At 70.4% G+C, this 14,706-nt stretch carries 10 protein-coding genes; 2 read left to right on the forward strand and 8 right to left on the reverse strand.

What is annotated here, in order from left to right; translation table 11 throughout:
* Window positions 1-172: 172 nt before the first annotated feature.
* The 5 genes from CCR97_RS29950 to CCR97_RS29970 all read right to left on the reverse strand — a co-directional run bounded on the left by CCR97_RS29950 (window position 173) and on the right by CCR97_RS29970 (window position 5,682).
* Window positions 173-790, reverse strand: a complete 618-nt coding sequence (locus tag CCR97_RS29950; RefSeq protein WP_111358656.1) for a response regulator transcription factor — start codon at window positions 788-790, stop codon at window positions 173-175.
* Between the two features lie 7 nt (window positions 791-797).
* Complete coding sequence (locus tag CCR97_RS29955; RefSeq protein WP_111358657.1) at window positions 798-2,519, reverse strand: ATP-binding protein; 1,722 nt, start codon at window positions 2,517-2,519, stop codon at window positions 798-800.
* Between the two features lie 114 nt (window positions 2,520-2,633).
* A complete protein-coding gene (locus CCR97_RS29960; RefSeq protein ID WP_111358658.1) occupies window positions 2,634-3,614 on the reverse strand; it encodes a Bug family tripartite tricarboxylate transporter substrate binding protein in 981 nt (326 codons plus the stop codon).
* 120 nt (window positions 3,615-3,734) lie between these two features.
* Entirely contained in the window at window positions 3,735-4,928 is a 1,194-nt protein-coding gene (locus CCR97_RS29965) for an FAD-dependent oxidoreductase (RefSeq protein WP_111358659.1), read from the reverse strand.
* A 10-nt stretch (window positions 4,929-4,938) separates the two neighbouring features.
* Window positions 4,939-5,682: a maleate cis-trans isomerase family protein gene (locus CCR97_RS29970; protein WP_201160187.1), complete on the reverse strand. Its 744-nt coding sequence runs from the start codon at window positions 5,680-5,682 to the stop codon at window positions 4,939-4,941.
* Window positions 5,683-6,054: 372 nt separating this feature from the next.
* Between CCR97_RS29970 and CCR97_RS29975 the strand changes: the two genes are divergently transcribed.
* The gene (locus CCR97_RS29975) at window positions 6,055-7,863 is read left to right on the forward strand and encodes a glucan ABC transporter ATP-binding protein/ permease (protein WP_111358661.1); all 1,809 of its coding nucleotides are present in this window, start codon (window positions 6,055-6,057) and stop codon (window positions 7,861-7,863) included.
* 290 nt (window positions 7,864-8,153) lie between these two features.
* Here the strand turns inward: CCR97_RS29975 and CCR97_RS29980 are convergent, their stop codons facing one another.
* Both CCR97_RS29980 and CCR97_RS29985 read right to left on the reverse strand, forming a co-directional pair.
* Window positions 8,154-11,324 carry an efflux RND transporter permease subunit gene (locus CCR97_RS29980; RefSeq protein ID WP_201160188.1) on the reverse strand — a complete coding sequence of 1,057 codons (3,171 nt, stop codon included), beginning with the start codon at window positions 11,322-11,324 and terminating at the stop codon, window positions 8,154-8,156.
* 16 nt (window positions 11,325-11,340) lie between these two features.
* A complete protein-coding gene (locus CCR97_RS29985) occupies window positions 11,341-12,618 on the reverse strand; it encodes an efflux RND transporter periplasmic adaptor subunit (RefSeq protein WP_245429139.1) in 1,278 nt (425 codons plus the stop codon).
* A gap of 378 nt (window positions 12,619-12,996) precedes the next feature.
* Between CCR97_RS29985 and CCR97_RS29990 the strand changes: the two genes are divergently transcribed.
* Complete coding sequence (locus tag CCR97_RS29990) at window positions 12,997-13,356, forward strand: hypothetical protein (RefSeq protein ID WP_111359531.1); 360 nt, start codon at window positions 12,997-12,999, stop codon at window positions 13,354-13,356.
* A gap of 170 nt (window positions 13,357-13,526) precedes the next feature.
* Here the strand turns inward: CCR97_RS29990 and CCR97_RS29995 are convergent, their stop codons facing one another.
* Window positions 13,527-14,549: an adenosine deaminase gene (locus tag CCR97_RS29995; protein ID WP_201160189.1), complete on the reverse strand. Its 1,023-nt coding sequence runs from the start codon at window positions 14,547-14,549 to the stop codon at window positions 13,527-13,529.
* Window positions 14,550-14,706 lie beyond the last annotated feature (157 nt).

Genomic DNA, 14,706 nt, shown 5'->3' on the forward strand with positions numbered 1-14,706 from the left:
CGCGGAAACCATCTTGGCCAGCGGCCGCGAGTGGCCGCACCGACAGGCCGAACATATGGACGCAAGCGATCCGATCCGTTCTGAAAATCTCTTGCTGCACGGGGGCCGTCCACATATGGGTCCCGGGCTCGCGGCTTCGCCGCGCCCCGGGACGACCAAGGCCTGCGACAGCTCACGGCGCGAGGCGCCCCAGCCGGATCGCCTGGCGGACCAGCACGGCGACGCTCTCGGCCTCCATCTTGTCCATGATCTCGGCCCGGTAGCTCTCGACCGTGCGGGTGCTGATGGCGAGCTTCGCCGCGATGGCGTGGCTGGTGTAGCCCTCGACCACGAGATCGAAGATCTCGACCTGGCGCGGGGTCAGCCGGCCGAACCGGACGGCGAGCGACTCCTTCGCCCGCTGCGCCGCGAACTCCTCGAAGGTGCGGGCGAGCGCGCGATTGATGGCGGCGACGAGCGCGGTGTCGTCGATCGGCTTCTCGATGAAGTCGTCGGCGCCCGCCTTGATGGCGGCGACCGCCATGGCGACGTCGGCGTGGCCCGAGATCAGCACGACCGGCAGACGGATCGCGCGCCGCGCGAGCTCGCGCACCAGTGCGATGCCGTCGGTGCCGGGCATCTTGACGTCGGCGACGATGACGCCGATGCGGCCGGGCTCGAGCGTCGCCAGGAAATCGTCGGCGGACGCGAAGGTCTCGACCGCGAAGCCGAACACGCCGAGCATCTCGCCGAGCGAGTGGCGTACGGACTCCTGGTCGTCGATCACGAAGATGGTGGCGGTGCGGGTCATGTTCGAATCATGGGCGGGACGCGGATCCTTCGATCGGCAAGGTGACGCGGAACGTGGTCGCGCCGGGGGCGCCCGAGACGAGCGCGATACGGCCGCCGTGCTGCTCGACGATCGCCGCGCACATGGCGAGCCCGAGACCGAGGCCTTCCGGCTTGGTGGTGACGAGCGGCTCGAATAGCGTCTCGACGACATCGTCGGAGACGCCGGGGCCGTTGTCGGACACCGTGATCTCGACGCCCGGCAGCGCGCCTTCGGGTGGCGCAACGCCGGACGCCGCGGCGGGGCACGCCGCGGCGATCGACACCCGGCCGTTCGGCACGCGGGCCGCGGTGATCGCCTCGACGGCGTTGCGCACGAGGTTGAGCAGCGCCTGCTGGAGCTGGATGCGGTCGCCCGTCACGACGGGCAGGCCGGCCGGAGCCTCGGTGACGAACGCCACGCCATGGGCGTGCGGATCGGCGGCCGCGATGGCCAGGACGTCGTCGATCAGCGGGGCGATCGCGATCGGATCGCGCACCGGCGCACCGCGGCGCAGGAGGTCGCGGGTGCGGCGGATGACGGCGCCGGCATGGTCGATCTGGGCGATCACGGTGGCGAGATTCGCCTCGGCGCGGGCGTGGTCGCCGCCCGGCGTCTGCAGGATGTGCTGGGCGGCGCGGGCGAGCGCGCGCGCCGCCGTCATCGGCTGGGTGATCTCGTGGGCGAGCGCCGAGGCCATGCTGGAGACCAAGTGGAAGCGCCCGGCCTGCGCGGCCTCGGCCTCGCGCGTCTTGGCGCGGCGCTCGGCGGCGCGGGCGAGGCGCTCGGCGGCGCGCCGCTCGCTCACCACCACGCCGACCACGAGGCCCGTCGCGGTGAGCACCAGCATCAGGGCCTGATACTCGGTGAAGACGCGGATGTCGTGGCCGTGCAGATGCAGGAGGGCGACCAGGCCGAGCTGCACGCCGGCGAGCGCCAGGCAGGCGCCGTCGAGCCCGTGCCGCACCGCCGCCGTCACCACTGGCAGGGCGAGCAGATGAAAATACTTGAAGCCCTCCGGCCCCGGGCTCGCCGTGACCAGCCACAGGCAGGCGCCGATCACGGCGGCGGTCGACATGCCTTCGAGCGCGAGCGCCGGGGCGAATGTCAGCTCGCCGGCCCGCCAGGCGGCGGCGAGCCGCAGCACCAACGGCGTGATCACGGCGATGCCGATGACGTCGCCGACCAGCAGCGGCACCGTGGCGGCGAGCACGTCGCGCAGCCCGAGATCGCCGAAGACGATCAGCAGCACGGTGAGCAGCAGTGCGACCACGCAGGCGCCGGCGAGCCCGGCGGCGAGCAGCAGGAGCACGTCGCGCAGGTGGCCGAGCCGCGGGTCGATGCGGAAGGCGCGCAGCGCCAGCAGACCGGCGGCCGCGTAGCAGCCGGTCTCGATCGCCGCGACGGCGAGCACCAGCGGCCACGACAGCACCGTGTCGACGACCAGGATCTCGGCCAGCACGATGCCGGCGAACAGCACCGCGGCGGCGAGTGGCCCGTCCAGGGCGACGAGCGCGAACACCACGCCGAGGCCGGGGTTCCAGGGTGTGGCCGGCAGGCCCTTCACCTCGTGGATGAAGCCGAGCCATTCGAGTGCGACATAGACGGCGAGCGCCACGAGCCCGGCCGGCACCAGCCGCACCCCGGCCGCGACGCGCGCCGCGGTGCTGGTCGGCTCGGTTGTGGTGTCGGGCTCGCCGGGTGTCGACATGGCGGCGTATTCAAAGCACGCCCGCCGGGCCTCGGAAACCCTCGTTTCGGTTGCGCTTTCGAAGGCCCCGACGGCCGCGCGGAGCGACGCGGCCGCGGGTCGGCGCGCGGTCGCCTACAGCGACACGTTGGCGTCCTTGACGGCCTCGCGCCATAGCGCGAGGTCGGCCGCGATGGTCGCCTTGAACTCGTCCGGCGTGGATCCGATCGGGTCGACCCCGAAGCTGTCGAGCTGCTCCAGCGTCTTCTTCTCCTTCAGGGCCGCCTTCACCTCGCGGGCGAGCAGGTCGACGATCTCCTTCGGCGTGCCGGCCGGCGCGATCAGGCCGTTCCAGGTGTCGGTCTTGAAGCCCGGATAGCCCTGCTCGGCGACGGTCGGGACGGTCGGCAGCTTGGCGGCCCGGGTCGCGCCCGACACGGCGATCGGCCGCAGCGCCCCGCCGGCATGCGGCAGCGCCTCCGAGAGATTGCCGAAATACATCGGCACATGGCCGGCGATCACGTCGGCGACGGCCGGCGCGCCGCCCCGATAGGGCGTGTGCATCATCTCGAGGCCGGCCCGCTTGACGAACAGCGCCATGGTGAGATGGCTGATGCTGCCGTTGCCGCCGGAGGCGTAGACCACCTTGCCGGGGCGCTCCTTCACGTAGGCGACGAGTTCGGGCAGCGTCCTGGCCGGGAAGGACGGGTGGACGACCAGGCAGAACGGGTTGTTGGCGACGTTGCTGATCGGCGCGAAGTCGGTCAGCGGGTCGTAGTTGGTCTTCTTGATCGCCGGGAACACGGCCATCTGGGCGACGGCCGCGACCATCAGGGTGTAGCCGTCGGCGGGCGAGCGCGCCGTCGACTCCGCCGCGATGGTGCCGCCGGCGCCGGTGCGGTTCTCGACCACGAACTGCTGGCCGAGCCGATCGCTCAGATGGGCGGCGAGCAGACGGGCGATGCCGTCAGTGTTTCCGCCGGCCGCGAACGGCACCAGGATGCGGACCGGCCGGTCCGGCCAGCCGCTCGCCCTGGCCGCGAAGGGCAATCCTCCGGCCCCGGCCACCATGGCTCCGGCCGCCAGCGACTTCAGCAGCGCACGTCGTGTCGTCATGTCTCGCTCCGCTCCGACATAGTGCTCTCGCGCGCGGCGGGTCCCGGTCCCGTCAGTTGCGATCGATCCTCGTGGAAGTCCTCCTCGAAGGGGGTGTCGTCCCTTGGGGCGCGACGGCGTTCAGTCGACGGCGGCTGCGGCCCGCAGCCCCTCGATCATCGCCGTTCGCATGAGAAACGGGCGGGCCTTGGCGGGGTCCGCGGCGGTGTCGCGCAGCTCGCTCAGGCGGGCCTCGCGCACCGCGGGGTCCTTCTCCTCGAGCACGCGCTTGTTCTGGATGGTCATCGCCTGCAGGAACGCGTTGGCGACGTGACGGCGCTGCCGGTCGTAGCGATCGAGCAGGTCGTCGGGCGCGCCGCCGAGCACGCGCACGAGCGTGCCGGCGAGGCTGACGGCGTCGTGGATGCCGAAGTTCATGCCCATGCCGCCGAGCGGATTGTTGACGTGGGCGGCGTCGCCGGCGAGCAGCACGCGGCCGCGCCGGTAGGTCGCCGCGACCCGCTGATGGACCGTGTAGAGATTGGTGTGGACGATTTCTATGGGCTCGTCCGTGAGCAGGAAGCCGCGCACCCGGGCCTCTGCACCGACGTGATCCAAGAGATCCTCGGCCGCCGCCTCCGGCGGCGTCGGGAAGACGACGCGCCACAGGCCGGGTGGACCGCCGCCCGGCACCTTGAACAGGGCGCACCACTCGCGCGGGTCCGACACGTAGCAGGAATAGGCGAAGCCGCGCCGGGCGAAGTCGAACGTCGTGGTGACGACGAGAAACCGCTCCTGATAGGTGAAGCCCTCGAAATCGATCTCCTGCGACTTGCGCACCACGCTGCGGCCGCCGTCGGCGCCGATCACATAGGCGCCGCGCACCGCCTCGCCGCTCTCCAGGATGACGGCGGCACCCGCCGAGTCCTGGGACACGGTCGCGGCCGGCACGCCGTAGCGGATGTCGACGTTGCGGAAGGCGGCGAGCCGGTCGGTCAGGATCGCGACCAGCTTGTGCTGCTCGCACTGCAGCCGGTACGGGTAGGGCGTTACGTCGGCCAGCAGGCCGAGGTCGAACTCGGCGACCAGCCCCTCGTCGCGGCCGCGGAACTGCCATTGCGGGCAGAGAATGCCGCGGGCGTGCAGCTCCGCCGTGACGCCGGTGTCGGCATACATTTCGAGCGTCGGCGGATGGAAGGTCGCGGCGCGCGGATCCTCGTAGATCTCGCTGCGCGCCTCCAGCACCGTCACGGGCACGCCGGCGCGCGCCAGGAACAGCGCCGCCGTCAGCCCGGTCGGCCCCGCTCCGACGACGACGACGCGATCCTGCATCATCCGCAGCCCCTCAGAACTCTTCCAGCACCCGGCCGAAGCCGTAGAGCCGGTCGTCGATGCCGCTGCGGCGGAGCGCGTCCCAGTAGGTGACGACGTTCATGGCCAGCACCGGCTTGCCGAGCCAGCGTTCCGCCTCGGCCGCGACGGCGCCGTTCGCAAGGTTCGTGCCGACCTGCAGGATGGCGTCGATGTCGTCGCCGTCGATCTCGCGCAGCATGGTGCGCAGCGTGGCCGGCTGGACCTGGGCGATGGCGAAGGGCGAGGCGCAGCGCAGGCCGACGATGCGCTTTACGTCGAAGCCGGCCTCGGTCAGATAGGCCGCGACCGTCTCGTCGCCCTTCGGCTGGTGCGGGGTGAGCACGGCGATGCGCTTCGCCCCGAAGGCCGTCAGCGCCGCCGTCGCCGCGGTCGAGCCCATCGACACGCCGACGCCGGCGCGCTTGGCGAGCTCGTTCTGCAAGGCCGCCGCACCCGCGACACCGCCGGTAAAAGCCTCGATCGCCACCGCCATGATCACGTGGTCGGGGGCGCAGGTCATCACCTGGTCGATCGCCGGGAAGATGCCGTCGCGCATGCGCTGGACATGCGCCAGGAAGCCGGCGTCGCTCGCCTCGATCGGCTTGTTCTCCAGGGTGAGGCGGCCGACGTGGTTGGTGACGCCGCGCGGCCGCAGCGCCTCGCATTCGGGACCGACCACCGTGTTGGTCGAGGGCACGACGATGCCGATCTTCTTGCGATAGCCGAGAGCGTCCACGCGTTGCGCCTTTGTCCTTGGGCCGTGCGGTCCGGCCGACGTGATCACATGCTACGAACGTGCCGACGCGAGCGGGAATGCCAATCTCGGTCATGCTGATTTCGCCGTTTGCGAAGGCAGCTCGCGAATTTGCCCAACGACTGTGCAGCGCAGTGATGCCATCTTGCGCTGCGGCGAGGGTCGCGCGGCGGGTGACTTTTCCCATGCTCCGCTCATGCCCGCGAAGGCGGGCATCCAGGGCGCCGCGCCGTGCCGCCCCTGGGTCCCCGCCTTCGCGGGGACGAGCGGATTATTCGCCGTCGCCCTCCACGCTCCGGCCCGAATGGACCTGCTATAACGGGCCACCGTCGCCCGATTCCCCGATAGGTTCGCATGAGCGTGTTCCGCCTCTATCTGCGTGCGCTGGCGCTGCTCGCGCCGGTGAAGCGCCTCGCCTGGACGCTGGCGCTCGCCAATCTGGCGCTCGCCGCCGCCCAGTTCGCCGAGCCGGTGCTGTTCGGCCGCGTCGTCGACACGCTGTCGAAAGCCGCGGCGCCCGGCGCCGGCTTCTCGTGGTCGACCCTGACCGGGCTGCTGGCGGCGTGGGCCGCCTTCGGCTTGTTCAGCATCGTTTGTGGCACGCTGACGGCCCTCTATGCCGACCGGCTCGCCCATCAGCAGCGCCAGGCCGTGCTGGCCGACTATTTCGAGCGCGTGCTGGAGCAGCCGCTCGCCTTCCACGGCTCGACCCATTCGGGCCGGCTGATGAAGGTCATGCTGCAGGGCACCGACGCGCTGTGGGGCCTGTGGCTCGCCTTCTTCCGCGACAATCTCGCGGCTTTCGTGTCGTTCTTCGTGCTGCTGCCGCTCGCCCTCGTCCTCAACTGGCGGCTGGCCCTGCTGCTCGTCGTGCTGTGCGTCGTCTTCGCCGTGCTCACCGCCTTCGTGATGCGCAAGACCGAGACGCTGCAGCGCCTCGTCGAGAGCAACTATTCGGAGCTTGCCGAGCGCGCCTCCGACACGCTCGGCAATGTCGCGCTGGTGCATTCCTTCGCCCGCGTCGACGCCGAGGTGACGGGCCTGAAGACCGTCATCGACCGGCTGCTCGCGGCGCAGATCCCGGTGCTGTCCTGGTGGGCCGTGGTGGCGGTGCTGACGCGGGCGTCGACGACGCTCACCATGCTGGCGATCGTGCTGCTCGGCACCTGGCTCAACATCCACGGCCTCGCCTCGGTCGGCGAGATCGTCACCTTCATGGGCTTCGCCACGATGCTGATCGCGCGGCTGCAGGACGCCGTGTGGTTCGTCAACCGCGTCTTCGCCGAGGCGCCGCGGCTGGCCGAGTTCTTCGAGGTGTTCGACGCCGAGCCGGCGATCCGCGATCGCGCCGGCGCCGTCGATCCGGGCCGCCTCGAAGGCCTCGTCGAGTTCGACGACGTATCGTTCTCCTACGACGGCAAGCGTCCGGCCGTCGCCGATCTCACCGTGACGGCGAAGCCGGGCGAGACCATCGCGTTCGTCGGCACCACGGGCGCCGGCAAGACGACGGCGCTGGCGCTGCTGCACCGCGCCTTCGACCCGCAGTCGGGCACGATCCGCATCGACGGCGTCGACATCAAGACGATGAAGCTCGCGGGCCTGCGGCGGAACATCGGCGTCGTCTTCCAGGAAGGCCTGATGTTCAACCGTTCGATCGCCGAGAACCTGCGCATCGGCAAGCCGGACGCGACCGAGGCCGAGCTGAGGCTCGCCGCCGAGCGGGCGCAGGCGATGGAGTTCATCGCCCGCACGCCGGAGGGTTTCGACGCGCGCGTCGGCGAGCGCGGGCGCAGCCTCTCGGGCGGCGAGCGCCAGCGGCTCTCCATCGCCCGGGCGCTCCTGAAGGAGCCGCCGATCCTGATTCTCGACGAGCCGACCTCGGCGCTCGACGCGCGCACCGAGACCCGCCTGATGGCGGCGCTCGACGAGGTGATGAAGGGGCGCACCACCTTCGTGATCGCCCACCGGCTCGCGACGGTGCGGCGCGCCGACCGCATCCTCATGTTCGAGCACGGGCGGGTGATCGAGCAGGGCACCTTCGACGAGCTGATGGCGAAGGGCGGCCGCTTCGCCGAGCTGGCCCGCGATCAGTTCATCGCCGCCGGCCCCGGCACCGCCGCCCAGGGCGACGCGGCTGCGGCGGCCTCGGGGCTGCCGGGGTGAGGGTTCGCGGCCGCTTGATCACCGGAGAGTGACGCGTCGGCGTCGCGTACTGGGCTGCCCCCTCCCTGACCCTCCCCCGCAGGCGGGGGAGGGAACGGAAGGGCCGCAGCCTATCTCGATGTCGGCTCTCGCATCATCATATTGTCCGGGGCTGATCCGGGCTCGGCCAAGCCCGCGACCGCTTGCTTCGCGGCATTCGGCTCGCGGCGGCCTGCTCCCTCCCCCGCTTGCGGGGGAGGGGTGGGGAGGGGGTGAGCCACGACCCCGGGCGCATCCCCTCTTGCGCGCTCTCACTCCGCCGGCGTTGCCGTCGCCTCGCCGCCTTTCTTCGCTCCCGCCTTCGCGGCCTTGCGGCCCGCGAGGTGCTCCTCGAAGCGCTGCATCAGCACGAAGAAGGACGGCACGAATAGCACGGCCAGGCAGGTCGAGGCGATCATGCCGGAGAACACCGTGATGCCGATCGAGGCCCGCGCCGAGGCGCCGGCGCCGGTCGCCACCACCAGCGGCGCGACGCCGAGGATGAAGGCGAAGGACGTCATCAGGATCGGCCGGAATCGTTCGCGCGCGCCTTCGATGGCCGACTCGACGATGCTCTTGCCGGCCGCCCGCGTCTCGCGGGCGAACTCGACGATCAGGATGGCGTTCTTGGCGGAGAGCGCGATCAGGAGCACGAGGCCGATCTGGACGTAGAGGTTGTTGTCGACCTTGAGCGCGTTGAGCACCGAGACCGGGCCGAGCAGCGACAGCGGCACGGCGAGCACCACCGAGATCGGCGCCCACCAGCTCTCGTACTGGCCGGCCAGCACCAGATAGACCAAGAGGATCGACAGCGCGAAGACGACGAACATCTGGTTGCCGACGATCTTCTCCTGGTACGACATCGCCGTCCATTCGATGCCGGCGCCGGGCGGCAGCGTGCGGGCCGCGACCTGCTCCATCAGCTGCATGGTCTGGCCGGTCGACACGCCGGCCGCCGGCAGCGCCACGATGGTGGCGGACGGATAGAGGTTGTACAGGCTGATCAGCGGCGCCCCGACGGTCGGCGTGATGGTCATCAGCGTGCCGAGCGGGATCATGTCGCCCTTCACGTTGCGGACCGTCAGGTTGCGCACGTCGTCGAGCCGCTGGCGGAAGTCGGAGTCGGCTTGAACGTAGACCTGGAAGACGCGACCGAACTTGTTGAACTGGTCGACGTAGGTGGAGCCGAGATAGCCGGCGAGCGTCTGGAACACCTGGTCGAGCGACACCTGCAGGGTCTCGGTCTTCACCCGGTCGACCTCGACCCGGTACTGCGGCGCGCTCGACCGGAAGGTCGAGATCACCCGCTGGATCTGCGACTGGGTCGAGGCGTTGGCGACAAACGAGTCCACCATGCCCTGCAGCTTGGGCAGGTCGAAGCTGCCGTCGCGCAGCTCGATCTGCATGGTGACGCCGCCGGCGTTGCCGACGCCCTGGATGGGCGGCGGCGGCACGACGAGGATCTTTGCCTCCTGAATCTCGCCGAGCGTCGTGTTGAGCCCGATCAGCAGCGGGCGCAGGCCCTCGGCCTTGCCGCGCTTGTCCCAGTCGTCGAGCATGATGTAGGCGACGCCGGCATTTGCGAGCGAGGCGGAGTTGTCGAGCACCGACACGCCGGCGATCGTGATCACCTGGCGGACGCCCGGCGTCTTGCCGGCGATCGCGCTGACCTGGTCGAGCACGCCTTGCGTGCGGGTCAGCGAGGCGCCGTCGGGGAGCTGGACGCTCGCCACCAGATAGCCCTGGTCCTCGATCGGCAGGAAGCCGGTGGCCACGCGGGTGAAGCCGTAGAAGGCGCCGCCGATGATGACCAGCGCCAGGATCGCCATGGCGGCGGCCTTCGCCACCATGCGGCTGATCAGGGCGGTGTAGAGATGCTCGGCCTTGCCGTAGACGGCGTTGAAGCCGCGGAAGAAGGCGTTGCGCTCCTCCGGCGGCACCGGGGCGCGCAGCCAGGTCGCGGCCTGCGTCGGCTTCAGGGTCAGGGCGTTGATGGCGGACAGGAGCGCCGTCGCGGCGATGACGAGGGCGAACTGCGCGTACATGCGCCCCGTCAGGCCGGGCAGGAAGGCTGCCGGCAGGAACACGGCCATCAGCACCAGCGTGATGCCGATGATCGGTCCGAGCAGGATCCGCATGGCGCTGATCGCGGCGTCGTGGCCGCTCATGCCCTTCTCGATGTTGTGGGCGGCGCCTTCCACCACGACGATGGCGTCGTCGACCACGATGCCGATCGCCAGCACGATGGCGAACAGGGTCGAGAGGTTCACGGTGAAGCCGAGCGCCGCCATGCCGGCGAAGGCGCCGATGATCGTCACCGGCACGGTCGTCGCCGGCACCAGCATGGCGCGCCAGTCCTGCAGGAAGAGCAGGATCACGATCAGCACCAGGATGGCCGCCTCGTAGAGCGTCTTGTAGACCTCGTTGATCGAGGCGGTGACGAACAGGGTGGTGTCGAACGGGATGCCGTAGACCAGCCCGGGTGGGAAGTCCTTGGCGAGCGCCTTCATCTTGGCGTCGACGCGGCTCGCGACGTCGAGCGCGTTGGCGCCCGGCGACTGGTAGATCGCGATGCCGGCGGAGGGCTGGCCGTCCTGGGTGAAGATCTGGCTGTAGGTCTGGGCGCCGAGCTCGACCCGGCCGATGTCGCGCACCCGCGTCACGTTGCCGTTGTCGCCGGTCTTGACGATGATGGCGGCGAACTGGTCGGGATCGTCGAGGCGGCCGAGCACGTCGAGCGTGTACTGGAAGTTCTGCGCCTTCGGGGCCGGCGGCATGCCGATCTGGCCGGCCGTCACCTGCTGGTTCTGCCCCTGCAACGCCTGCACCACGTCCTGGGTGGTGAGCGAGCGCGCCTGCATGCGGTTGGGATCGAGCCACACCCGCATCGAATACTGGCCGGCGCCGAACACGTTGACGTTGCCGACGCCGGGCAGGCGCGAGATCTCGTCGTGCAGCCGGATGGTCGCGTAGTTGGCGAGATAGAGGCTGTCGTAGCGATTGTCGGGCGAAGTGAGCGTGACGATCTGGAGGATCGACGTCATCTTCTTCTGGACGGTGACGCCCTGAACCTGCACCGAGGTCGGCAACTGCGACAGAGCGGTGGCCACGCGGTTCTGGACCAGCACCTGCGCCATGTCGAGATCGGTGCCGATCTCGAAGGTCACGATCAGGCTGTAGCTGCCGTCCGACCCCGCGTAGGACTGCATGTAGATCATGCCCTGCACGCCGTTGACCTGCTGCTCGATCGGCAGGGCCACGGTGTCGATCACGGTGCGGGCGCTGGCGCCCGGATAGCTGGTCGTCACCGAGACGGTGGGCGGCACCACGTCGGGATATTGCGAGACCGGCAGCCGCAAGAGCGCGACGGCGCCGATCACGATCATCAGGATGGCCAGGACGTTCGCGAGAACCGGCCGCTCGATGAAGAATTTCGAGATCATGCGTGGCTTGCCCGCGTCACTGCATGGTCTTGGGGCGGGGCAGGCCGCCCGGCACCGGCTGCGGCTGCACGTCCGGTGCGGCCGGCAGCTTCGGCGCCGTCACGGCGGGCGCGGCCGGCAGCGTGTTGGGCAGCGGCGGCGGCGCCGGCGGGGCGTCCGGGAGCGCGACCGGCGGCGGCGCCGAGATCGTCGTGAGCTGCGGGTCGACCTTCTGGCCCGGCACGGCGCGCAGCGATCCGGCGACGACGATGCGGTCGTCCGCCGTCAGGCCGGACTCGACGACGCGCAGCTCGCCGATCTGCGGGCCGACCACGACCTTGCGCTGCTCGACCGTGCCGTCGGCGGCGACCACCAGCACGTAGCGGCCGCCCTGGTCGCTGCCGATCGCCGTGTCCGGCACCAGGAGGCCGGACGGGATGCGCTCGATCGGGATCCGCACCCGCACGAAGTAGCCGGGCAGGAGGCTGCGATCCTTGTTGGCCAGCACGGCGCGGGCCTGCAGCGTGCCCGTGGAGGTGGTCACGTTCGGCGCCACGTAGTCGAGCGTGCCGACATGCGGGTAGCCGGTCTCGGTCTGGGTGGCGATCTCGATCGGCACCTTCCTCATGTCGTCGCGGGTGAGGCCGCGGCGCGCCATCTCGTCGCGGATGCGCTGCACGTCGGTCTCGCTGATGGTGAAGTTCACCCAGATCGGCTCGAGCTGCACGATGGTGGCGAGCGTGGTCGGCTGGCCGTTGGCGCCGACATACTGGCCGAGCGACACCTGGCGGGCCGTGACGACGCCGTCGAACGGCGCGGTGACGCGGGTGTAGCCGTCGTTGATGACGGCCAGCATCGTGTTGGCCTTGGACTGGTCGAGATTGGCCTGGGCGGTGTCGCGCTGGGCGGTCGCCTGGTCGAGCAGCGACTGCGGGCTCGCCTGCTTGGCGACGAGGTCGACCTGGCGGTCGTAGACGATCTGCTGCTGCTTGAGCGTCGCCTCGGCGCCGAGCTCGGCCGCCTTGGCCTGCTCGACCTTCACCTTGTAGGGCTCGGGCTCGATGGTGAACAGGAGCGTCCCCTGCTTCACGTAGTCGCCGTCGTTGTAGCTGATGCCCTGGACGAAGCCGTTCACGCGGGCGACCAGGTCGGCCGAGTTGACGGCGGCCGTCGAGCCGGTCGCTTCCAGGAAGCGGGTCACCGGCTGCTGCACGGGCTTGGCCACCGAGACCTTGGGGGGCGGCGGCGCGACGTATTGATTCTGCTCGCCGCAGGCCGAAAGCACGAGGGGGAGGGCGACGGCGGAGGCCGTCACGACAGATCGAACCAGTGCAGTCACGGCGTCCTTCCAGACCTTGCCCACACCGGGATCGCGTGTCGCGGATCCGGATCGAGCGGCTTTCACCAGGAACGAGGTCCGGCCCCCGCGGGCCGGCGCATCCGGCGACGGGCCGCCCGACCGGGCGAACCGCGCGACGCAGTCCGCTTATACCAGCTTTTTGGTTCGCAAGTCGTTTCGCGGCGCCGGCCGCGTGCGTGGCGCGACGCGCCTGGCCGGGGCGCCGTCGCCCGTATCAATCCGATGGTGCGCCGGCGTCCGTGCCGCACTGCGGAAAGCGACCGACCCCGACAGATGAAGGCGAAGCCGTAAATGCCGATTAACCCGATCGGGCCTAGGGTCGCGGACGAGGCCATGACCAGCACCCACCATGCCCGACGCGGGCTTCTCGCCGTCTCCGCCTATGCGGCGGGGATGGTGGTCGTCACCCTGGTCGGCTGGGAGGTCGGCGCCCGCCAGCTCGGCTATGTCCCGCTCACCGAGCGGCTGCTCGGCCCCTCCGGCCCGCCCGAGGCCGAGGTCCGCCGCTACGGCCGCATGATGGTGAAGGCCGACTATTTCGGGAACTGCCGCGAATACACGGTCGACAACCGCACCCAACAGATCGTCGACAAGGGTATCGTCCCCTGCGAGCCGCAAAAGAAGGACGCCGAGGCGGCCCGTCCGACCGGCGGCAAGTTCGACTCCTTCCGGGATGCATTCGGGAAGAAGTGAGAACGGCGAGGCCGCGTGCCCCGGACAAGGCGCGTCAGGCCGCAGGCCTGATGCGCCGCAGAGCCGGGGCCCAGGGGCGGGATGGTAGGCGCCTCGCCTGATCGCCCTGGGTCCCGGGTCACGGCGCGTTGCGCCGCGCCCGGGACACGAACGGCACGATCCGAACCCGCCTAACGCACCCCCGTCTCCCGCACGGCCGCCTCGAAGCGCGCGAGCGCGGCCGTGCGCTCGGCCTCGGTCATCATGGCGGCCGTGAAGCTCGCCCGGGCGAGCGCGACGATGTCGGACGCGGAGAGGTCGAGGGCGCGGGCGACGGCGGTGAAATTGTCGTTCACGTAGCCGCCGAAATAGGCCGGGTCGTCGGAGTTCACCGTGACGACCAGATCCTTCTCCATCATGTGCCGCAGCGGATGGTGCGTCAGGTCGTCGACGACGCGCAGGCGGAGATTGGAGAGCGGGCAGACGGTCAGCGGCACCCGGTCGCGGGCGAGCCGCGAGACCAGCACGGCGTCCTCGAGCGCCCGATTGCCGTGGTCGACGCGGGCGACGCCGAGCACGTCGAGCGCCTGCCAGACATAGGCGGGCGGTCCCTCCTCGCCGGCATGCGCGAACAGCGCGAAGCCGGCGTCACGCGCACGGGCGAACACGCGCGAAAACTTCTCCGGTGGGTTCCCCTTCTCCGAGGAGTCGAGCCCGACGCCGACGATGCGGTCGCGATGCGCCAGGGCGGCGTCGAGCGTACGCTGCGCGTCGTCCTCGTCGAGATGGCGCAGGAAGCACATGATCAGGCTCGCCCGGATGCCGAGCGTCTCCCGTGCCTCGGTGCAGGCGCGTGAAAGCCCGTTCACCACGGTGTCGAAGGCGATGCCGCGGCTGGTGTGGCCCTGCGGATCGAAGAACATCTCGACATGCACGACATTGTCGGCATGGGCCCGCTTCAGATAGGCGAAGGCGAGGTCGTAGAAATCCTGCTCGGTGACCAGCACCGACATGCCGACATAGTAGACGTCGAGAAAGTCCTGCAGCGAGCCGAACGCATAGGCGCGGCGCAGCGCCTCGACCGAGTCCCAGGGCAGCCGGATGGCGTTCCGGCGCGCGAGCGCAAAGACCATCTCGGGCTCGAGCGAGCCCTCGATGTGGATGTGCAGCTCGCATTTCGGCAGGCAGGCGACGAGGCGATCGCGGTCCAGCATGTGCACGAAGAGTCCCCGGGGGTTCGAATCCCCGGGACCTTAGCAGATCGGGCCGTCGTCATGCGTCACGACACCAGCGCGTCGGCCGGTGCGGCCTTGCCGGAGGCCGGCGCCGGAGCGGCCGGAGCGGGCGCCGTCGCGGGCGGGGTGTCCGCCG

This window comes from Rhodoplanes elegans (assembly GCF_016653355.1).
GTDB lineage: Bacteria > Pseudomonadota > Alphaproteobacteria > Rhizobiales > Xanthobacteraceae > Rhodoplanes > Rhodoplanes elegans.